General features: G+C 52.0%; 12 protein-coding genes. 4 read left to right on the forward strand and 8 right to left on the reverse strand.

The features are described 5' to 3' along the window. Positions 1-44: 44 nt before the first annotated feature. From K4H25_RS00795 to K4H25_RS00820, 6 genes are all read right to left on the reverse strand, one after another. Complete coding sequence (locus K4H25_RS00795; protein WP_221021592.1) at positions 45-1,625, reverse strand: ABC transporter substrate-binding protein; 1,581 nt, start codon at positions 1,623-1,625, stop codon at positions 45-47. Between the two features lie 310 nt (positions 1,626-1,935). Continuing rightward, the gene (locus K4H25_RS00800) at positions 1,936-3,519 is read right to left on the reverse strand and encodes a methyl-accepting chemotaxis protein (RefSeq protein WP_221021593.1); all 1,584 of its coding nucleotides are present in this window, start codon (positions 3,517-3,519) and stop codon (positions 1,936-1,938) included. A gap of 446 nt (positions 3,520-3,965) precedes the next feature. Continuing rightward, positions 3,966-4,346 (reverse strand): RidA family protein, encoded by a 381-nt coding sequence (locus K4H25_RS00805; RefSeq protein ID WP_221021594.1) that lies wholly within the window; start codon positions 4,344-4,346, stop codon positions 3,966-3,968. 78 nt (positions 4,347-4,424) lie between these two features. Beyond that, on the reverse strand, positions 4,425-5,729 hold the full coding sequence (locus tag K4H25_RS00810; RefSeq protein ID WP_221021595.1) for an L-cysteine desulfidase family protein: 1,305 nt from the start codon (positions 5,727-5,729) through the stop codon (positions 4,425-4,427). A gap of 68 nt (positions 5,730-5,797) precedes the next feature. Continuing rightward, a complete protein-coding gene (locus K4H25_RS00815; RefSeq protein ID WP_221021596.1) occupies positions 5,798-6,427 on the reverse strand; it encodes a helix-turn-helix transcriptional regulator in 630 nt (209 codons plus the stop codon). A gap of 386 nt (positions 6,428-6,813) precedes the next feature. Next, complete coding sequence (locus K4H25_RS00820; RefSeq protein WP_221021597.1) at positions 6,814-9,075, reverse strand: heavy metal translocating P-type ATPase; 2,262 nt, start codon at positions 9,073-9,075, stop codon at positions 6,814-6,816. A 252-nt stretch (positions 9,076-9,327) separates the two neighbouring features. On the opposite strand from K4H25_RS00820, the gene cadR reads away from it, so the two are divergent. From cadR to K4H25_RS00840, 4 genes are all read left to right on the forward strand, one after another. Beyond that, positions 9,328-9,756 (forward strand): Cd(II)/Pb(II)-responsive transcriptional regulator, encoded by a 429-nt coding sequence (gene cadR, locus K4H25_RS00825; protein ID WP_255587872.1) that lies wholly within the window; start codon positions 9,328-9,330, stop codon positions 9,754-9,756. Positions 9,757-10,488: 732 nt separating this feature from the next. After that, the gene (locus K4H25_RS00830; RefSeq protein ID WP_221021599.1) at positions 10,489-17,955 is read left to right on the forward strand and encodes a type I polyketide synthase; all 7,467 of its coding nucleotides are present in this window, start codon (positions 10,489-10,491) and stop codon (positions 17,953-17,955) included. Further along, entirely contained in the window at positions 17,952-19,262 is a 1,311-nt protein-coding gene (locus K4H25_RS00835) for an aminotransferase class I/II-fold pyridoxal phosphate-dependent enzyme (RefSeq protein ID WP_221021600.1), read from the forward strand. Before K4H25_RS00830 ends, K4H25_RS00835 begins: the two co-directional genes overlap by 4 nt. After that, positions 19,263-20,081: a 2-oxo acid dehydrogenase subunit E2 gene (locus K4H25_RS00840; protein ID WP_221021601.1), complete on the forward strand. Its 819-nt coding sequence runs from the start codon at positions 19,263-19,265 to the stop codon at positions 20,079-20,081. A 13-nt stretch (positions 20,082-20,094) separates the two neighbouring features. Here the strand turns inward: K4H25_RS00840 and K4H25_RS00845 are convergent, their stop codons facing one another. Together K4H25_RS00845 and K4H25_RS00850 are read right to left on the reverse strand one after the other, a co-directional pair. Beyond that, entirely contained in the window at positions 20,095-21,729 is a 1,635-nt protein-coding gene (locus tag K4H25_RS00845; protein WP_221021602.1) for an LTA synthase family protein, read from the reverse strand. After that, positions 21,722-22,486: an SDR family NAD(P)-dependent oxidoreductase gene (locus tag K4H25_RS00850; protein WP_221021603.1), complete on the reverse strand. Its 765-nt coding sequence runs from the start codon at positions 22,484-22,486 to the stop codon at positions 21,722-21,724. The genes K4H25_RS00845 and K4H25_RS00850 overlap by 8 nt, the downstream gene beginning before the upstream one ends. Positions 22,487-22,497: the final 11 nt, after the last annotated feature.

Here is a 22,497-nt window from a genome sequence, read left to right on the forward strand (position 1 = left end):
TGCCTATTCGCTCAACAACATTGGCTACAGTAAGCAACACTGGCTTACTTCACCGCCACATTCGCCCATGACTGTCGGCCAAATGGATTGACAACGTAGCCACTCACTTTATCGGTGGTGATCACCGACGTTAGTGGATGCGCGAGTGGGATCCACAGTGCTTGTTGGCGGATGATTTTTTGCGCGGCTTGATAATGCTGAGTGCGCTCGGCCAGTTTGGCGGTGGTTTTGCCTGATCGGATCAAGCCATCGAGTTGCGGCTGGCAAAAGCGGGCAAAATTAAGCCCAGATTCCACCGAAGCACACGCGAACTGTGGGGTTAAAAAATTATCCGGATCGCCATTATCGCCAGTCCAGCCCATAAACAGCAGGTCATGCTCGCCCGCTTTGGCGCGCTTAATGAGTTCGGCCCATTCTATGGTTTTAATTTCGGCCCGCACGCCGATTTTGGCCAAATCCGCCTGCAGCATTTCGGCGCCCATGCGCGGATTAGGGTTCAAAGTGCTGCCGCTAGGGCGCACCCAAATTGTCGTTTCAAAGCCCTTGGGCAAACCCGCCTTGGTCAAAAGTGCTTTGGCTTTGCTTAGATTTTGTGCTTCATGATTGCCAGACAAATAGCTCCACGTTGCAGGCGGAAAAGGCCCTTGCGCTGCGCTGGCCGTGCCTTCAAACACCGCCGCCAGATAGGCTTTTTGATCAAATGCCAATTGCAGCGCTTGGCGAACTTCTACTTTATCCAATGGTTTGTGCTGGGTATTGATCGCAACAAACGCTGTCGCAAACATGGGCGTACTCAAGACCTTGAGCTTTTTATCGTTACGCGCGGCAATGATGTCTTGCGGCTTCACGCCCAGCGCAACTTGGCATTCACCCGCTTTAACTTTTTGTACTCGCACCACCGGATCGGCGGTGATGGCGTAAATCAGTTTGTCTGACTTGGGCTTGCCGGCAAAATAATTAGGATGCGCGTCGTAACGAATCACTGCGTCTTTTTGAAAACTTTTCAGCGCAAAAGGCCCGGTGCCAATCGGTTTAGTATTTAACTGCCCCTGTTGATTGGCCGCCAGCAATTGATCGGCGTATTGCGCCGAATAAATCGACGTAAATCCCATACTGAGCAGCGGCAAAAAAGTCGCATCGGCTTGTTTAAGCTGAATCACTACTGTGTCATCGGCGGTTTTTTTAATACTCGCAATCAATTTAGCCAAGCCAAAAGATTGCGCGTGCGGATAGCCGTTGGGGGCGCTGGCATACCACGGATGATTTGGGTCGAGCATGCGCTGAAAACTAAACAACACATCATCGGCGTTTAAAGCGCGGCTGGGCTGAAAGTAATCGGTTTTTTGAAAGGCGACGTTTTTGCGTAATTTAAACGTGTATTGCAACTGATCGTCACTCACCTGCCACGATTGCGCCAAGCTCGGAACCAGCTTGCCTGTCGCAGCATCGTATTCGAGCAAGCGATTAAAAATCGGATCGGCTGCCGCATTGGTATTGGTGAGCGAATTGTATTGCACCACATCAAAGCCATCAGGGCTGGCCTCAGTGCATACGGTAAGCGGCTTAGCGCTCACAGCACCCGCGACCAGTATTGCCACCAATGCAGCGATTTGATTTAGCTTCATTCATATACTCCAATAAATTAACCAGAATGACGCTATAGCGCCCAAGAAAAAAACGTCAACAGCCCTTAGCTACTTAGCTTGATCTTTTGCCTTAAAAAGAACATTCAAATACGCCAGCACCTTGCTGCTGACCACGCTTTAAACCTTTCACGATGTTTTCTAACTCAATAGATTATTAACGTGCAGGCCAAAAAATAGCGAATTATTTTTAATTCGCTGTGTTAACACCAATCGCTGAGCCGCAACCCAGCGATTTGATCATTGCCAACAGCATCAGCGCCAGCTTTCGCTCGCACCAATGCTGCGACGTTTAGAGTGATTTTTCAAAATACGCCAGCAGCAGATGCAAAGAATGCGCTGATGATTGCAGCTGGGTGGCGCAAGTTTTAGTCCTTTGAATACCTTGATGATTTTCCTCGGTCAAGACACTCACCGCCTCCATACTTTGCGCAACATCAGTCGTCGCCTTCACTTGCTGCGCCAGCATATTGGCCACTTCACCCGCAGCAATCACAATCAAAGCACTCGATTGCCGCAGGCTATCTAAGCTTGCAACTGTTTGATCAATTTGCTGATTGGCCTGTTCACTACTAAGTGAAACAGTGTTGATTTGCTCTTGCGTTGCCAACACTTGCGCGCGCAAGGCCAAAATCGCTTGCGAAATATCACTGATATTACTGCCGGTACTCTCGGCGAGTTTTCTCACCTCATCAGCCACCACCGAAAAACCACGGCCATGCTCGCCAGCGCGAGCCGCCTCGATGCTCGCGTTCAGCGCCAATAAATTGGTGCGATCAGCGATTTGATTAATCACCGCAGTAATCGATTCAATTTGCTGCGCCACTGCATTGAGCTCACCAATGGCGGTGCACGACATCCTTACTTGCTCGCTCACCGCGTCATTGGCTAATTTCGATTGCGTCATTTTTTGCGCGCCAACGCTCACTTGCTGGCAAGCCTCATTGGCGCTCTGCTCAGAGCGCTGCGTGGTTTCAGAAATATCCTCAACCGACACCGACAGCTCCTCTAAAGCGGCAGCAATCCGAGTAATTTCTTCTGCTGTTTTCCCCGAGCGTAACTCCACCTGCTGCGCTTCTAACTTGGCCGTCTGCGCCGCTTGCGCCACTTCACGCCCTGTCATCACCACATCGGCGAGCAAAGCCCGCAAATTAATCCGCATTGATTCAAGCCGCATCAATACGCTTTTCATTTCCCTAAAGCCACTTGGCGTTAAGGAATGACTAAACTGCCCTTCAGCAAACAAAGCCAATGCCGACGCCGCCTGCTGTAAGCCCTGAGCGGCTTGCCGCGTTAACCACCACACCCCGCCAGCAATCCACAGCATCAACGCCACAGCCCACAGCCAAGCACTTGGCACCATCCAGCACAGACTGATCAAGAGCAATAAAATCGGTAAGCAAAACATCAATCCCAACTGCGCCAACGAAAAACCCGGCCGCGCCAAACTCACCGGCAACGTTGCCTGCCGCTGATTTACGGCTTGGTATAGAGCCTGCGCGGCGCGTTTTTCAGCTTCGCTTGGCATTGATCGCACCGACATATAGCCGATCTTGATCCCGTTTTCATACAAGCAAGTAACGTAGGCGTGCACCCAATAAAAATCACCCGACTTAGTTCGATTTTTAACCATGCCCTGCCAAGGCTGATCGGCCTTAAGCGAGCGCCACATATCAAAAAACGCCGCCTCAGGCATAAAAGGATGACGCACCATATTGTGCGATTGGCCGATTAATTCGCTCTCAGTAAACCCGCTAATTTCAATAAAACTGCGGTTTGCATAGCTAATCACGCCCTTTAAATCTGTTTTGGTCACTAACGGTCGATCTTTACTCACCAACACTTCATGTTCTGTTATCGGAAAATTTGTTTTCACCACAGCTCCAGATCTTATTTTTATTTGATATAAACCAAACCCGGCTGGATTTTGCCATAGCGAAATACCATCAACACGCGGGTTATCCCCCATTAAAAAACACCGCGCACCCGCGTGTGCTCGGTGTTTGCACATCAACCCTGAAACGAAAGTGAAAGCAAATAAAACATAGGTATATATTACAAAGACATACAAATAAGCAGTTAGATAAATATACCCAACGATATATAAGCAAGCGCCGCAAAAATGCTGACAAAAAAATGTAACAATTTTGAAATAAAATACCGACTGTTGTATTTCAGAAACGGCAAAAACCTCGCATGCCAAGCTAATTTGAACGAACCAACAAAAGCACCGCGCAAAAAAAATCACCGCTAAGCCATCTTTTGTATGATGGTTTAGCGGTGATTGGATTGATTTCGCGCCTAGCGCGTTAAATTAAAACCTTAAACGCGATACGCGATGGCTTCTACTTCGACCAAGACATTTTTTGGCAAGGTTTTTACTGCAACGCAAGAGCGCGCTGGAACGCCAGCACCAAAGTACTCGGTGTAGATCACGTTAAACGCGGCAAAATCGGCCATATCGGCCAAAAAGCACGTGGTTTTCAACACATTGTCGAGCGAGCTATTGCCTTGCTGCAACACCGCTTTCAGGTTTTCCAACGCTTGGCGCGCTTGCACCGATACATCACCGGCAATCACTTCACCCGTTGCTGGTACTAATGGAATTTGGCCCGAAGTAAAAATCAGGTTTCCAAACGCAGTCGCTTGTGAATACGGACCAATAGCTGCTGGTGCGGCGTCGGTAAAAATAATTTCCTTCATCTTCATTCCTTTAAAATATTAAAACTGAAATCAAACTCAGTACGAGCCAACATTCACTCGCTCAATCCTACTCTGGCATTATTTTGCTTGTTTATGCAGCATAATTTGCAAAATCTGTACGTCAGTTTGTATCATGCCCTGACAGGCCAATTGCCCTAAATTATTGATCGATTGATCAATATCATGCGCCACAATCCCTTCATTGCCCGTTACGCCCACGCCATCCATCGCCATTAAGACTGATTTATACAGCGATTGCGCCGACGTCGAGACCTTCATCGCGCAGCTATTAGATGCGCCATCGCATACCATGCCGGACAAATCGCCAATCATGCTCGAGATCGCCATGCTCACGGTTTTAAAGTTGCCTGTCAGCAGCCATGCCACACCCGCGGCTGCGCCCATCGATGCCGTCGTCACCGCGCACAATGCCGATAGTTTCGGTAGTTTGCTGTGGATGTAAATCGCCATTAAATGCGACAACATCAATGCGCGAGTTAATTGCTCTTTACTGGCCTGTATATGCTCAGCCACCACCACCACCGGCATCGTCGCGGCAATACCCTGATTACCCGAGCCAGAATTACTCATCGCTGGCAACGTTGCACCCCCCATTCGGGCGTCTGACGCAGCGGTGGTGCGAATCAAAATATTACTTAACAAGCCTTCCGACATCAGGCCCGTTGCGATTTGCCGCTGCAATGTCGCGCCAATGTGTAAACCAAACGTACCCTTCATGCCTTCTTGCGACAAAGCATCATTGAGCACACCAGCAGCGTCGATAAAATCAATCATCTCTAAGGGTGCCAGCGTGGCAAAATCATAAACATCTTGCGCCATCGCACTGGCAATATCGTAAGCAGCGGCAGCCGTTGCCGCACCCACATCAGCCAATTCAAAAATAACTCGGCCATTGTGCTCAATATAAACAACCCGCGTATGGCTATCGGCAATACGCACTTTGGCCCATTCGTCACCGTGAAACACACACGCTTCCGAATACAAAATATGCGGCACATTGGCAATCGATAATTCAACGCGCTGCTCGGCAATCATCGCCTTACCCGCATCGACTTGCGCCTGTGTTAAACCTTTGAGTACTTCCAATTTGCCATCTGGATTACCCGCCAATGCCCCCACCGCCGCGGCAATTTTTAAGCCAACGGTACCCGTACCCGGTACTGTCACCCCCATGCCGTTTTTCATTAAATTGGCCGACACCTTGGCCTCAATGCGCTCAGGGGTTTTGGCTAAATGCTGCGCAGCAATCGCCGAGGCTAATGCCAAAGAAATTGGCTCAGTACAGCCCAAGGCAGGCGCTACTTCGTGCTGAACTGCTTTAATAAATTCTGGCCATAGGGCGTGTGAAGAAGACATATTCATGCGTTTTAAGACCTTTTAATGTCAAATATCTAAGCATGCTGCTGCGCTGGTGGCGTGCCGCACTGGATTTAATGGGTATTGGTTTTTAGGTAGCGATACAGTGTGGGCTCGGAAATCTCCAAAATCGCCGCCGTTTTGGCAACAAAGCCACGTATTGAAAACAAGCCTCGTTGCTCTAAATCTTTAACGACTTGGGATTTCTCATCGGCCGACATGCGCGATGGCGTGATCGGGTATTGCTCTAGCACACTGTGTAAAATTTCTTGCCCAACATCGTCGACCGAAGCCGACAACAATTCTTGATGCTGCTCGGCCATATCCGCTGGGAGCAGCCGATTGACCGACTCTTGCAACTCAAGCAAGCGCTTGTCATCGGTATTCACGCAGAGCATGGCTGCGGCTTGACCATTCTCACCTTTAATAATCAAGGTGGAAGAGCGCAGCAAAACACCACCTCGCGTCTTACTGCGGTAATTGAGTTTGTAACTCACATCGCTCGCCTGCATACATTCTTGCAGCATGCGCAGCGCCAGATCCGTCGCCGGTGCGCCAACAGTACGACCCGATAAATGGCCATGGCTAATCGCCGCAAGCGACGCATTCACATCGGATAAATCATGCACGACGACTTCAGAATCTTCACCCAAAACGGCGGCAATAAAGTCGACCAATAATTGGGCATCTATTTGTATTTTCATCACGTCGTGCACAATAAAATTTATCTCATCGAAAGTATATCAATCTTAATGATAAAAAATCAATCACAACTTGACGGTAAATATTGTTACTTTTTCGTGCTTTTTCTTCACAAAATACTGATAAATCCTGCATCTAGATTGATTTCCTGCCCGAGTCTGCCCATCGCCTACCAAACTGAGCAACATACTCAAACCATGAGAAAAATAAATAATTATTCTCACGAAATTATATCTATCGACTTCCGCCAGCCAGTGCGGCCACTCGCAACGCAGGCGAATCGACATCACTCGCTCGGCTCGCCTATCAAAAGAGCAAAAAAAACCCGCGTGGTTTAACGCGGGTTTGAGCGAGCCATTTCACAATTAAAAATCGGTGTGAATCCAATTTATTCGCTTTTAAACAAAGCATCACTGCGCAGCAATCGCAAACCATTGGCCACCACCAATAAACTCGCGCCCACGTCGGCAAAAACCGCCATCCACATACTGCCGTAGCCGAGCAAAGTTAAGATTAAAAACAGCAATTTAATCCCTAGCGCCAAGGCGATGTTTTGTTGCAAAATGCGGTGTGTTTGCTGCGATAAGCGGATAAAACGCGGCAATTTACGTAAATCATCGTCCATTAACGCTACATCAGCGGTTTCAATCGCTGTGCCGCTTCCAGCCGCGCCCATCGCAAAACCAATATCAGCGCGCGCCAAAGCGGGCGCGTCATTAATTCCATCCCCGACCATGCCGATCTTTTGCTTAGCGCTCAGCTCGGATTGTTGCGCCACAATCAGCTCTAATTTATCCGTCGGCAATAAATCACCTCGGGCTTCATCAATGCCCACTTGCGCGGCAATACTGCGCGCGGTGTGGGCATTGTCTCCCGTGAGCATAATGGTTTTGACGCCCAGCGCATGCAGCTCGGCAATCGCTTGGCGGCTACTGTCTTTGACCGTATCGGCAACGGCAAACAAGGCCAAAACGCCGTGTTCACTGGCCAATAAAATCACGCTTTTACCTTGCGCCTCGAGTGGCAACAATTGCGCTTCCAGCTCGGCCGAGCACCAGCCTTGTTGGTGGATCAAACGATGATTACCTAAATAATACGTCTGCCCGGCCATTTGCCCCTTAACGCCCAAGCCAAGCAAAGCGGTAAAATCACTCACCGCCAACAGCTGCACATCTTGGCCAGCCAGCGCCAAAGCCCGCGATACCGGATGATCTGAGCGCTGCGCCAAACTCACTGCCAACTGTTCAACCGCAATCCCTTGCGCGGCGCTGGCTATTTGCTGCGCCTCAGTTTGCAAATCAATAAAATCGGTTTGCACTGGCTTGCCATACGTCAGCGTGCCGGTTTTATCTAGCGCAATACACGCCAGCTTGCGGCCTTCTTCTAAATACACCCCACCCTTAATCAAAATACCGTGCCGCGCTGCCGCCGCCAAACCACTGACAATCGTCACCGGCGTTGAAATCACCAAAGCGCATGGGCAAGCAATCACCAATAACACCAAGGCTTTGTAAATCCAAGCCAGCCAATCCCCAGCAAAAAATAATGGCGGCAGTATCGCCACCAAGAGCGCAATGGCAAAGACGATAGGGGTATATACCCTAGCAAATTGATCAATAAAGCGTTGAATCGGCGCGCGCGTTCCTTGCGCAGCTTCCACCGCATGAATAATCCGCGCCAAAGTGCTATTACTGGCCAGCGCGGTGACGGTAAATTCAAAAGAACCGGCCTCATTAATACTGCCGGCAAACACCGAATCACCCACGCCCTTATCCACCGCCAAACTCTCACCAGTAATCGGCGCTTGATTAATCGTCGATTGCCCAGCGCAAATTTGCCCATCCACCGCGATTTGCTCGCCCGGTTTAACCCGAACGCGCTGACCAATTAGCAGCGATTGGGCAGGGACATCCAACCACCGACCATCGTCTTGCAGCACAGTAGCTTTATCCGGCGCCAGTCGTAGCAATCCTTGAATGGCATTGCGCGCCCGATCAAGCGATTTGGCCTCGATCAATTCGGCCACGGTAAACAGCACCATCACCATCGCCGCCTCAGGCCATTGGCCAATGACCATCGCGCCCGTTACGGCAATACTCATCAAAGCATTGATATTTAAATTGCCATTGCGTAGCGCAATCCAGCCTTTTTTATACGTCGTTAAGCCGCAAGCCAAAACCGCGAGCAGCGCAAGGCCCGCGACCAATAGCATTGGCCCATCGAGCCAATGCGTTACTTCGGCGGCCAATGCTGCAAGCCCCGCTAGCGCCAAAGGCCACCATGGTTTTGCCGGTGCATCAGTCGCCATTGCCTCACCCAGCTCGGGCGCAAAGCCCAAGCTGCGAATCGCCGCCAAGATCGCCTCTAGCGCCGCGGGCTGATGCTGCACCGTCAGCACCCGCTGCATTAAGTTAAACTCCAAACCCGAAACGTCCGGCATCGCGCCGAGTTTTTGCCGCAATAAAGCTTCTTCGGTCGGGCAATCCATTTGCATAATCCGAATTGGCGTTTGCGCCCAACCATCGGCACTTAACTCCGCCGCAGCCAAAGTGGTCAATGCCTCACCCGCGCTGTGCACCGCACAACACGCCGCATGGGCCGCCGATGAATGCGGTGCATGCGCGGAAGAATGTTGACGATATTGCGACATAAGGCAGCTCCAACGATTAAACTTAAACGCATTACACACCCTGAAGTTACTATAGAGTCAACCGCTAAAATTATCGATGTGCAGTATTTCAAAAATTGATTCGGTAGATCGTGAAAATGTGATCGTAGAGCGTGCGAATCGCAGGGTTTATGCACGCCGCCCCATTGCAACTGATTCACCTAAACGCCTATGACCGGTGGAACGCGCTGCGCTTGTTCCACCCTACCTATACTGGTTCAAAGGAGTCAAAAAATGAAAATCGGCGAACTAGCCAAGCTGGCGCAATGCTCGGTTGAAACTATTCGGTTTTATGAAAAAGAAGGGCTACTGCCCACGACGGAGCGAACGCAGGGTAATTTTCGGGTCTATGGCTCCGCGCATATTGAGCGCCTGCGTTTTATCCGCAATTGCCGCGCCCTCGATATGAGCCACGAAGAAATCCACACCTTGCTGCGCTTGGCCGATCAAGGTGGCGATGGTTGTAGCGCGATTAATGATGTGTTTGACGAGCACATCGCCCACGTAGACACCCGCATCAAAGAACTCGAACAGCTCAAACAACAACTCGCCGAGCTACGCCAAAACTGCCAAAGCAATCACAACCCTTGCGGTATTTTGCAAGGATTAGCCGAAATGGAAACCCCCAGCAAACCCGACAAAAAACGCACGCATCTTGGGTGACATTTAAGGATTTGATTTAAAACTATCGTGTGACGTACAAATCCTCAGGGTTTGCGTACACCGCACCATCGCAACCGCGTGCGCCAAGGCGCACCCTACACAATCACGCACACCCACAAACCGCATATCGTAGGGTGTGCAAATCCACAAGATTTGCGCACGCCGCACCATCGCAACCGCGCCAAGGCGCACCCTACACAATCACGCATACACAAACCGCATTATCGTAGGGTGTGCAAATCCGCAGGGTTTGCGCACGCTGATGCGTCGTAAGTTCATAGCGACCACAAAACCTACATCTTCCTACCATCGCGAAAAACTCGCGATCAAAACAGCAAATATCAAATTCTCCGCTCGCCCATAAAGGTCAACAATTAAAATTGTTACTATTCAAATGCGAAAAAGCAAAAAATCCTCATTCGCCTGATTCACGTCACATTCTGTGCGACAAAATGAAATTACCCATGAAGTAAACATCAAGCAGTGTTAAAATTTGATGACAATTTTTAACATTCAAATTTGATTGGATTGTGCGCCCAAGCATTCGTAGTTAAAAACACCGATTTCTCATTGATGCATCGACCACGCGGGGTAGATAGTCCCCGATATCGTCGCAAAAAAATAATCGTCTGTTGCCAATTACTTCAACTGATTTAAATTTTATTTCATTTAGAAATTTATATTTAAAGATGTGGTCCAAGACTTATTAGATCAAAAAAGCAATTAATCTCAATGACAAAACGCGTTGCCATCCTCGGTTATTCTCACAGACTGCCTAATTCAACCGGTAATAGCTACTGGGATAATCTTCTGAATGAAGAAGATCTAATTACCGAAGTCGAGGCTGGCCGCTGGTCTAAAGAAGCATTTCTCCACGCCAATAAAAACCACGCTGGCACCAGCTACACCTTTAAAGCCGGTTCAATTGGCGATATTTCTGGTTTTGACGCGGGCTTTTTTGGTATTGCCCCGCGCGAAGCGGCGCAAATGGACCCGCAACAACGCATTTTGCTTGAGCTCAGTTGGGAAGCCTTAGAAAACGCAGGCATCAAGCCATCAACGATTCGTGGCAGCCAGTGCGGCGTATATATTGGCATTGCCAGCGCAGATTATTCCTATCGTTTAGCCGACGATTTAGCCGCGATTGATTCAGCCGTTGCCACCGGTAACACCGCCAGCATTGCCGCCAACCGACTCTCCTACGCGCTGGATTTACGTGGCCCGAGCATGGCGATTGATACCGCCTGTTCGTCCTCAATGGTGGCTTTTCATCAAGCCTGCCAATCGATTATTTCTGGTGAAAACACCCAAGCCTTAGCGGGCGGCATCAGCCTGCATTTGCACCCTTATGGCTTTATTATTTTCTCCAAAGCCTCAATGCTGTCCAAAAAAGGCCATTGCAATGTCTTTGATGAAGCAGGCGATGGCTATGTGCGCTCAGAAGGCGGCGGGATTTTTGTCTTAAAAGATTATGATTTAGCCCTTGCCGATGGCGATCCGATTATTGCCGTGGTCGCGCATTCGGGCGTCAATACCGACGGCAAAAAAAATGGCCTCACCGTACCTAGCTGCACCGCGCAAGCCGAGCTACTTAAGCAAACCTACGCCAAAGCCGGCATCGCGGCCAGCGAGATTGATTATCTTGAAGCACACGGCACCGGCACTGCAGTCGGCGATCCAATCGAAACCCGCGCCATTGGCCTCGCACTTGGCCAACACCGCAGCAGCGAATCGCCATTACTCATTGGCTCGGTCAAAAGTAATCTTGGCCATTTAGAAGCCGCCTCGGGCGTAGCGGGTTTAGTCAAAGCCTTGCATTGCATCCAATACCGCTTGGTGCCAGCAACGATTGGCATTAAAAAACTCAATCCAAAAATTAAATTTACTGAGCTCAACCTTAAAGTCGTCACCCAAGCGCAGCCATTAAAAGCCACTGGCCGCTTAGTGATTGGCGTGAATTCCTTTGGTTTTGGTGGCGCCAATGCCCATGTGATTTTAGAAAGCGCACCACCAGCTACTGCCAGCGCGTCAGCAACGCCAGCGCAAGCATTGCCAATTATTTTAAGCGCTCGCGCTGCCGCCGCCTTGCCTGCTGCTGCGAGCGATCTAAATGACTACCTCGCCAAAACGCCCGATTACAACGTTTATGATCTGGCTTACCAGCTGGCATTGCGCCGCGAGCAACACCCGCATCAAGTGATGGCGTTTTGCCAAACGCCAAGCGAAGTCAGTGCATTTTTAAGTCAAGTGATTGAGCAATCTGAGCAAGTTCTTGGCGGAAAAAGCATCGCCAAAGCCCAAGGGCCGGTGTTTGTTTTCTCGGGCAATGGCTCGCAATGGGCCAGCATGGGCCGATCTTTACTCGCCAGCAACGCCGTATTTCAACAAGCGATTGCCGAAGTTGACGCGCATTTTATGCCGCTCAGCGGCTATGGATTACAAGACGAAATCGCCGGGCGCAATGGTCAAGATAGCGACAATCGCTATGCACAAACCGAGATCGCCCAACCGGCACTGTTTGCGATTCAAGTAGGCCTAGTGCAAATGCTGCGCAGCCAAGGCATTACGCCAAGCGCCGTAACTGGGCATAGCGTGGGTGAAGTGGCTGCCGCGTGGGCCGCTGGCGCGCTAACGCTCAAAGACGCCACCGCAGTGATTTATCATCGCAGCCGTATGCAAGGCCAAACCAAAGGCAGCGGACAAATGACCGCCGTCGCCATGAGCGAAAGCGAAATGCATGCGCTATTAGCCGAATGCGGCCTCAACATTGCCATTGCTGGCATTAATAGCACACGGGGTATTACGCTGGCTGGCGAAGTAAATGCATTAACTCAAATCGAAGCACAACTCGCTCTGCGTAATATCCGCTTTAAACGCCTTGATTTGGATTACGCATTTCACAGCGCAAAAATGGATCCAATTGAAGACGATTTAATTGCCGCACTAAGCCACATTAAACCGCAATTAAATAGCATTGCATTTTATTCCACTGTAACCGGTGAATTACTCAGCGGCGAACAACTCAATGCCCAATATTGGTGGCATAACATCCGCCAACCGGTGCAATTTGAAAATGCCATTAATGCGATTAATCAAACTGGTGCAAATGTCTTTTTAGAAGTCGGCCCACATAGCGTATTGCGCTCGTATATTTTAGAAACGCTAAAAAATAATGCTTGCGAAGGTTTGGTCGTTGGCACATTAAGCAAAACCGAACACGGCGAAAATAAAGTCTTTAGCGCCATGGCCAGCATCATCGCCAGTGGCTGTGACATCGACTGGGCGACGCAATTTCCAACGCCCGGGCAATTTATGCAATTACCCAATTACCCGTGGCAACGCGAACGCTTATGGATCAATACCAGCACCGAATCCATCGGCCAACTGAGCCGCGATATGCTGCACCCCTTGCTGGGCTACGCGCTCAAGCAACACACTAGCAGCTGGGAAAACCAACTCGACACCATCAAAAACACCGTACTGGCCGATCATATCGTTGGCGACGCGGTGGTTTTCCCTGGCACTGGCTATGTGGAGCTGGCGCTGGCAGCGGCCAACCAGCACACCCAAAGTGCACTGATTGAAATTGAAGAATTAGAAATCCTCGCGCCGCTGATTTTAGCCGAATCCCCGGCCAAGCTCGTTCGCACCGTGATTAGCGGGCAACAAATCCACATCAGTGCGCGGGACTATTGTGGTGAAGACGTCTGGACCAGCCATGCCAAAGCGCGCATTAAGCCCGAACCTAATGCGCTGTTACTCGCGCAAAGCCACATTCAAATTCCGCAGCGCGGCGTCGATTTTAATTGCGCCAGCCATCAAGCGCTGACTCAAGCGGCGGGGCTGGATTACGGCGCGGCGTTTTTGTGTGTTGAGCACGGCTGGATCGATGGCAATCAAGTGATTGCCAAGCTGCAATACCCAAGCGAGCTGCAAGTCGAGCTGGCCGATTATCACTTGCACCCAGCGCTGCTCGACTGCACATTCCAGCTGATTATTCAGCTATTGCAAGACGAAATGGCGGCGCTATCAGGCGTGGCATTTGTGCCGACCAAAATTGGCCGCATTGCTTTTGCCAGCAACGCCAATCCACCGGCTTTTGCCCAGCTCACCTTAATTCAACGTGCGCCGCATTCTTTAACCGCAGATTTCATTATTTGCGACGCGGCGGGTGATGTGATTGTTGCGATTAAAGAAGCGCGCTTTCGCAGCGTTCGGCTGCGGAAAACCCAACACGATGCACTGCATCTGCTGCACTATCGTGGCCAAGCCGCGCCTTTACCGGCACAGCAATTACCACAACTACCAGTGAGCGCACTGGCGGCTAGCTTGCAGCAACACGTTGCCAGCTTAAGCGAGCAAGCCGAGTTTAATCGCTATTTAAACGAAGTTGAGCCACTGCTCGACAGCCTTGCTAGCCATAGCAATATTGAGCTACTGGGCGAACTTGATACCACCAACAACTCAGAGCGCTATCTCAACTGCTTGGCGATTGCCGCCAAAGATCAGCTGATCGAGCGCCATGGCGAGCAATGGCAACGCAGCGCCAATTGCGACGACGGCATTAGCGCCAATGCCATTTGGCAAGTCTTGGTCAGCGAATACAGCGCGTATTTCCACAGCATTCATGCGATTGGTTTGGCCAAAATTCGCCATCAAGCCGATTTTGATCCGAGCGCAGCGCAGCCGCAACTGGCCGCCAGCGATTATCCAGCCCTGTGGCGCGCCGCTTTAGGTGGTCAGCGCCAACAAGCGCTAGCCAAACAGATCGCCGATTTACTCGCCGAGCACGCCGCAAAGCTCGATATTGGCCAACGCCTGAGTATTTTAGAAGTTGCCGCAGGCGCACCGATTTTTGCCCAAGAAGCCGCCAGCCAACTCGATTTAGCCCACTGCGACTATGGGTTTGCCACGCCATCGGATGACACTTTGGCCGAGCTCGCGCAATGGCGGCAGCAGCTGCCAGATTTACGCATCGAGAAAATCCCAGCCATCGATCAAATCGAGCGCACCGTGCCACTCGGCGTTGATCTAGCGATAGTGAGTCTGGATTTTAGTGATGTCAGCAGCGCCAAAGCCGCTATCGCTTACGCCAGCGCGCAATTGGCTCCGCAAGGCAAGCTCTTGCTGATCGGTCGTCATCGTTCGCAATGGCTGGATTTTGTTTGCGCCGATCTCGCTCAGCCACTGGAAAACCCAAGCGAATACTGGGCAAACCACCTCAGCCAGCAAGGGTATTGCTGTGCAGACGTCATTGAAGTTGCGCCTGATCGCTATACCGACTTGTTCTTCCAAATCGCCAGCATCGATCAAGCTGCGCCGATTGCAGTAGCTGCTAGCGCAAAAACGCCTTGCCTCGTGCTCATCGAGCCAACGCAAATCGACGATGCCGCGCATAAACTATGGCTAACTGAACTGCAACAACAACTGAGCGTGCAAGGCATTGATGCCGAGCTGCATCAGGCCAACAGCGATCAACCGCTCAATGCCGTTGTCAGCCAATTATTTAGCGCGCAACGCGGGCATATTATTGTTCACCCAGGGTATAGCCCTGCGAGCGACAGCTTAAGCGTGCTGGCGCAACAAACCCAACGCTGCGGGCAATTGGCGCAATTACTCAACGCCGTCGAGCAAAGCCAATGCGCTGCCGACTGCTGGATTATCACTCAAGGTGCCACCGATCTAACCCCAACAGCACCGGCGTTAGATCGCGCCGACAGTGCGCTGTGGGGTTTTGCCCGCACCTTGCTTAATGAAGCCAGCGATGCTGCGTTTCACTTAATCGACTTTGCCAGCAATAACCCGGCGATTCAGACCGCCGCATTGGCGCGAGAAATCACCGCGCACAGTCCCGAGCAAGAAGTCATTATCGACGCCAATGGCGCGCGCTTTGTGCCGCGCCTACAGTTAGTGCCAGCAGCGCATAGCGAAAAAACCGCCGCCAGCGACGGCGAAATCATCCAGCTTGGTTTTGAATTCCCCGGCCAATTACGCAATCTACGCTGGGCCACCACCACGCCTGCCCCGCTGGCTGCCGATCAAATCGACATCGACGTGGTGGCGACTGGGCTTAACTTTCGCGATGTGATGTATGCGCTGGGTTTACTCTCGGATGAAGCGGTCGAAAACGGTTTTGCTGGCCCGACCCTAGGGCTTGAATTTGCTGGCGTGGTGCGCCAAGTGGGCGCCGACGTGGTGGGTTATCAAGTTGGTGATGAAGTCGTCGGTTTTGGACCATCGAGCTTTGCCAATCGGGTGCGCACCCAGAGCAGCGCCATTGCTAAAATCCCCGCTGGCATTTCATTTGCTGCCGCAGCGACGATTCCTAGCGTGTTTTTCACCGTGTATTACGCGCTGCAGCATCTGGCGCGCTTAGAGCCGGGCGAAAAAATCTTAATTCATGGTGCTGCCGGTGGCGTGGGCATTGCCGCGATTCAATTGGCCAAGCACTTAGGCGCAGAAATTTACGCCACAGCCGGTTCGGACGAAAAACGCGCCTTCTTGCAGCAAATGGGTGTGCAGCATATTTATGATTCGCGCTCGCTGAGCTACGCCGATGAAATCTTGCGCGACACCGCTGATTTAGGCGTGGATGTGGTGCTCAATTCGCTGGCCGGTGAAGCGATTAATCGCAATTTCTCGGTACTCAAACCGTTTGGCCGCTTCTTGGAATTAGGCAAACGCGACTTTTACGAAAACAGCAAAATCGGCCTGCGGCCATTCCGTAATAACATCAGTTATTTCGGTATTGATGCCGACCAAATGATGCAAGTGCGTCCAGCGCTCACCCAGCGTTTGTTTACTGAAGTGATGGCGCTGTTTGGCGAGGGTGTATTGTCGCCATTGCCGTATCAAGTGTTTGACGCCGAGCAGATTGTCGACGCCTTCCGCCATATGCAGCAGGCCAAACAAATCGGCAAAATTGTCGTCACTTATTCGCACGGCCTGATGGCGCAGCATGCCGCGCCGCAGCCAGCCGCATTGCAACTCTCGGCAGAGGGCAGCTATTTAGTCACTGGCGGTTTAGCCGGATTTGGCCTTAAAACCGCGCAATGGTTAGCGGATAAAGGCGCTAAAAACCTGGTGTTAATAAGCCGCAGCGGCCCAAGCGCACCCGAAGCGCAAGCGGCGATTGCCGCGCTGCGTTTGCGCGGTGTGAAGGTGTTGCCACTGGCTTGCGACGTGACCCAATTGGCAGAACTGGCCCAAGTATTTGCCCACTTTGGCCAAACCATGCCGCCGCTCAAAGGCATTGTGCATGCTGCGGTAGTGATTGATGACGCGCTGATTCGCAATACCGAGCCGGCGCAAATCAATAAAGTGCTCGCTCCCAAAATGCTGGGCGCAGATTATTTGCATCAACTGAGCGCGCCGCTCGATTTAGATTTCTTTGTGCTGTATTCATCGGCAACGACGATTTTTGGTAATCCGGGCCAAGCGAGCTATGTCGCCGCCAATCATTATATGGAAGCGCTAGCGCAGCAACGCCGCGCCCAAGGCCTACCCGCCACCAGCGTTTGCTGGGGTGCGATTGACGACGTGGGCTTTTTGGCGCGTAACGAAAAAATCAAAGATGCGCTACAAAACCGCATGGGCGGCAAGGCGCTGAGCTCCGATCAAGCACTCAATTATTTAGAGCAAATGCTGATCGAGCAAAGCTCGGGCTTGAGCGTATTAGAGCTAGATTGGCCTGCTTTGGCGCGCTTTTTACCGAGCGCCAAAACGCCAAAATTTAGCGCCATCGCCCGCCGCATGCAAACATCCGAACAAAATGACGAATCAGGCGATATTCAAAGCCTGATCGATACGCTCAGCGATACTGAGCTGCACGCCACTTTTGTTAGCATGCTCAAGCAAGAAGTCGCGCAGATTTTGCGCGTGAATGCCGACAAAATCGACGCTAGCGGCTCTTTATACGACATCGGTTTAGATTCGCTGATGGGCGTTGAACTCGTCGTTGCGCTAGAAGAGCGTTTTGGTACTCGCCTGCCGGTGATGGCATTAAGCGAAAGCCCAACGATTAACAAACTCGCCGATCGCTTGATTTTGCAGCTCAAACACCACGATGCCGCCAACGACGACGCCACGCTGGCGCAAGTGCAGCATTTGTCGGCCGTACACGGCGCAAGTAGCGAAACCGATTCACACGCTTTAGCCAGCCAAATCAGCCAGCAAAGCACTACGCGGATTATTCAATGAGTATCACCAGCAAATTGAAAGACCAGCTGATTCAGCAAGCGCTAGAGCGCAAGCTTAAAAACGCCGAAGCGCCCATCGCTCGCCCCGCTGCGCGCGACGATATCCCCGAAGCGTTTTATCGTTTTCATCTGCATCCGGGCTATTTGCAGCTGCGTATCATCAATGAAGGCGCCAAAAAAATGGGCATTGCCAGCCCATTTTTTAAGCAACACGACGGCATCGCTGGCGCGGTCAGCCAAATCGACGGCCAGCCGTTTATCAACTTTGCCAGCTACAACTACCTCGATTTAAATCAGCACCCCGCAGTGCACCAAGCAGCCAAAGACGCGATTGATCAATATGGCGTTTCGGTCTCGGCCAGCCGCGTGGTCTCTGGCGAGCGGCCTATTCACCGTGAGCTGGAGCGCGCCATTGCCGATGCCTATGGCGTCGATGATGCAGTGACTTTTGTTAGTGGCCACGCCACCAATGTCAGCACCATCGGCCATTTATTTGGCCCTAAAGACTTGGTGCTGCATGACGAACTAATTCACAACAGCGCCTTGCAAGGCATTTTGCTGTCGGGCGCCAAACGCCTACCGTTTGCCCACAATAATTACGCCGCGCTGGACGAAATTCTCAGCACACAGCGCCGCCAATTTGAGCGCGTCTTGATTGTGGTTGAAGGCATTTACAGCATGGACGGGGATTTTCCCGATCTGCCTAAACTCATCGAAATCAAAAATCGTCACCGCGCCTTGCTGATGGTCGATGAAGCGCATTCATTTGGCGTAATGGGGCCAACCGGCATGGGCATCCGCGAGCATTTTGGCATTGCCGGGCAAGACGTTGATATCTGGATGGGCACACTGAGCAAAACGCTATCGGCGTGCGGCGGCTATATCGCAGGCGAAGCAGCGTTGATCGAGCATTTAAAGTTTTTGGCACCCGGATTTTTATACAGCGTGGGCATGCCAGCGCCTGTTGCCGCTGCGGCCTTGGCGGCGCTCAACTGCATGCAGCAAGAAAACCAACGCGTGCAAACGCTACAAGCACGCGGCCAATACTTTTTGACGCAAGCCAAACAACGCGGCATCGACACCGGCCACAGCGCAGGCTTGGCGATTATCCCTGCGATTGTTGGCAGCTCACTCAAAGCCGCGCGTTTATCAGCAGCGCTATTTGCGCAAGGGATGAATGTGCAGCCGATTCTTTACCCCGCCGTGCCAGAAAAAGCCGCGCGACTGCGATTTTTTATTAGCTGCGAGCACAGCGAGCAACAAATCGACGCCACGCTCGACGCACTGCAAGCAGCATTACGCACTTAAATGGCCAAGTATTCGCTGATTTTTCGGCAGCTGATCACCGAACTATTGGCGGCCAAAGCGCCCGCCATCGAACAAAAAATCCCGGTCGAGCGCCACCTGATCGAGGATATTTTGCGCGAAGGTCGGCGCAAAAATAATATCCACCTAGTGAGCGAATTTTGCAGCGACACCGCGCAGCAATACCGCAAAGAGCACGGCATCTCACTCACCAGCTGGATTGCCAAAGGCTTGGCGTGCGCAATTCATGAAGATTTGGCGATTCAGTCGAGTTTGCGTGGCAAAAGCACGCGGGTGATTTTTCAAGATGTTGATATCGCCGTGATGATAGAACGGCAACTCGCCGACCAATCCTACCAGCCCCTGCATTACATCATTCGCAACGCGGGCAGCAAAAGTCTAGCGCAAATCCAAGCCGAATTAAGCCAAGCCAAAACCGGCGAAATCGGCAACGGCGGGCCACTCACCGCCTTAGAATTGGCGTTTTTTAAGCTGCCTAGCTGGCTTAGAAAACCAGTGTGGTGGTGGCTGCGCTATGACCCCTATTCGCGCAAGCAAATGCTCGGCACTGTGGGTATTACCTCAAACGGCATGTTTGCCAAAGGCGCAGCGGTGATACTCCCCATATCGCCACTGAGCCTCAGTTTGTCCATCGGCGGCGCCAGCCAGCGCATCGTCGCCAGCGGCGAGCAATTTAAAACCAGCGAATATATACAGCTCAACCTCACCGCCGACCACGACGTCACCGACGGCGCCCCCCTCATGCGCTTCGCCACCCGCCTCACCACGATCCTAGAACAAGGTCACTCGGAACTGCGGTAATTCAAACCAAGCTTTAGCGACCAAAAGCCTGTAACACCTCACCAGCCAATTGATGCGCGGCGATGGTGTGATTCGATTTGGCCGCATCCGCGTGAGCAATCCATGGTGCGCAAATGCGCACCCTACGTGATGCTGATTCGTAACGCTTGTAGGGTGCGCCTTGGCGCACGCGGTGGCGATGGGAGTGCGTTTTGTCTGGGGTTTGCCAAATAAAATAATCTGTGTTGCCGCTGGGCGCGCCGTGGGTGGCGTAGACCTTGGGGAGGATGGGCACATGGTCGCCGTACCAACACAAGGTGGCAGGTCTGGCTAAGGCCATGAGTTGCTCGCGTAGCTGCGCCAACATCCGATTGGCGTTGACTTGGTGGCGCAAATAAATCGTTAATTCTTCGCCGTCTTGTGGCGCTGCGCCGTGAAACACCTGCTCGGCGTCACCCTCTGCCAATTGCTCTAAATGCAATGGGCCGTGGTTTTCCATGGTGATGACAAAAATAAACGTCGGCTGCGTGGCTTGCGCCAGCACCTCACCCATTTTGGTCGCCACTTGCAAATCATCCACATACGGCATGCCTGCGGGCGGTGGCGCAAAAGCGCTGATGTCGATAAATTCATCAAAACCCAATTGCGGATACAAGGCATCGCGGTGGTAAAAACTAGCCGCATACGGGTGAATGCACACGGTGCGATAACCCTGCTGGCGCAACTGCGCCGCCAATGACGCCGAATACTGACGGGCAAAACGGCGGTAAGGATTAAATTGATGCACGCCCAATTGCTGCGGCGATAAGCCCGACAAAAAAGCAAATTCGCTACGCACGGTATTTGCGCCCCAAGCCGGTACTTCCAGCTGGCCATACTGCAAAGACTCGGCGCAAAACCGATCATATTCGCTCAAAATATCCGGGCGAATTTGCGGATAATAGCGCCGAAAATCAACAAAAGACTCGCTTTGCACCACCAATAAATGCGGCAAAACACCATGATTTGGCTGCGGCATCGGCCACGCTGGCGGCGTTAACTCGGGCTGGTGTTGCTCGGCCCAATAGTACGCAAATAAAGTCGCAAAAAAGCCAAACTGTTGCTGATCCCGCGTTGGGCAAAACTGCATCGGCGGCACGGCGCGGCGCAATAACTGCACCGCCAGCCAAACCGCCAACACCAAGCCCGCCCACGCCGACCAATACACCGCGTAGCTGACTGAATTGAGTACCGAATCTTCTAGCGCCACGCCCAAATACAGCAGCGCAAAAAACAGCGCGGTACAAACCAGCGCCTTCGCCACGCCAAAAAAAGGCAGATACAAGCGTGGATGGCGAATCGCATCGGCGATGTATTCAAAATCTTGCACAATAAATGGCTCGCGCAAGCTGTGAAACTTACTATTGCTAATCAATACCAGCAGCAACAACAAGCCCGTTGCCAACACCGCCGCAAACGCTGGGCGCTGAAACAAAGCCAGCTCAAAACAAAACAATCCCGTCCAAGCGCACACCAACAAAGCATTCATCGCCCAAGGTCGCCGCCAAATTGCCTGTGGCCGAGGCTGGGCCAAACGCTCAATCAGCACCGTCGCAAGCAGCCCCAACGCCACCGGCCAAGCGCACGCCAACGCCAACAACTGCAACCCTGCAAACAATCCATCAAACACGATAACCGATCCAACCTAAAACTCGCTGCGACAACGCCGCCGGCAATACCGCCAACCACCAACTGCCCCAATTAAGCGGAAAAGGAAAACTAATCCGCGCCCGATTGCGCTGCAAACCGCGCTGAATATACGCCGCCGCGCGCTCGGGCGACCATAGCCAAGGCTTAGGCCCGGGCATGGCCTCGCACATTGGCGAAGTTACATAGCCCGGCATAATTACATTCACCGCAATGCCCTCATCAGCCAATAAAGCGCGTAAACCCTCGCCATACGCCTTAATCGCCGCCTTACTGGCGCTATAACTTGGCGTCATCGGCAAGCCAAAATACGCCGCCAACGAGCTGACCAAAGCAATCTGCCCCGATCCGCGCTGGCGCATCGCCGGTAAAAAAGCATTCACCAAGGCCAAGGTGGCCAATACATTCACCTCAAACAAGCGCTGCATATCGGCCCACAACTCGCCCTCGGCGGTATCGGATACATTAATATTGACCCCGGCATTAGCAATCAATAAATCCGGCACGTCGTCCACCAAGCAGCGCGCCGCCCACGCTTGCAAAGCGTCAATATCGCGGCAATCGAGCACCACCGGCAGCACACTCGCGCCTTGCTCGCGGCAAGCTTGCGCCACCGCCTCCAAGCGATCTGCACGCTGGCCGAGCAAAATCAAACGCACCCCGCTCGCGGCATACGCCAGCGCCAAAGCGCCACCAATCGCGCCCGTAGCGCCGGTAATTAAAATGGATTGAGCAGACATAAAAGCTTTGT

Source organism: Deefgea piscis (genome assembly GCF_019665785.1).
Classification (GTDB): domain Bacteria; phylum Pseudomonadota; class Gammaproteobacteria; order Burkholderiales; family Chitinibacteraceae; genus Deefgea.

Coding starts and splice junctions, on each gene's coding strand:
- K4H25_RS00795 (WP_221021592.1), bottom strand. CDS start 1,625: ATGAAGCTAAATCAAATCGCTGCATTGGTGGCAATACTGGTCGCGGGT.
- K4H25_RS00805 (WP_221021594.1), bottom strand. CDS start 4,346: ATGAAGGAAATTATTTTTACCGACGCCGCACCAGCAGCTATTGGTCCG.
- K4H25_RS00810 (WP_221021595.1), bottom strand. CDS start 5,729: ATGAATATGTCTTCTTCACACGCCCTATGGCCAGAATTTATTAAAGCA.
- K4H25_RS00815 (WP_221021596.1), bottom strand. CDS start 6,427: ATGAAAATACAAATAGATGCCCAATTATTGGTCGACTTTATTGCCGCC.
- K4H25_RS00820 (WP_221021597.1), bottom strand. CDS start 9,075: ATGTCGCAATATCGTCAACATTCTTCCGCGCATGCACCGCATTCATCG.
- cadR (WP_255587872.1), top strand. CDS start 9,328: ATGAAAATCGGCGAACTAGCCAAGCTGGCGCAATGCTCGGTTGAAACT.
- K4H25_RS00830 (WP_221021599.1), top strand. CDS start 10,489: ATGACAAAACGCGTTGCCATCCTCGGTTATTCTCACAGACTGCCTAAT.
- K4H25_RS00835 (WP_221021600.1), top strand. CDS start 17,952: ATGAGTATCACCAGCAAATTGAAAGACCAGCTGATTCAGCAAGCGCTA.
- K4H25_RS00840 (WP_221021601.1), top strand. CDS start 19,263: ATGGCCAAGTATTCGCTGATTTTTCGGCAGCTGATCACCGAACTATTG.
- K4H25_RS00850 (WP_221021603.1), bottom strand. CDS start 22,486: ATGTCTGCTCAATCCATTTTAATTACCGGCGCTACGGGCGCGATTGGT.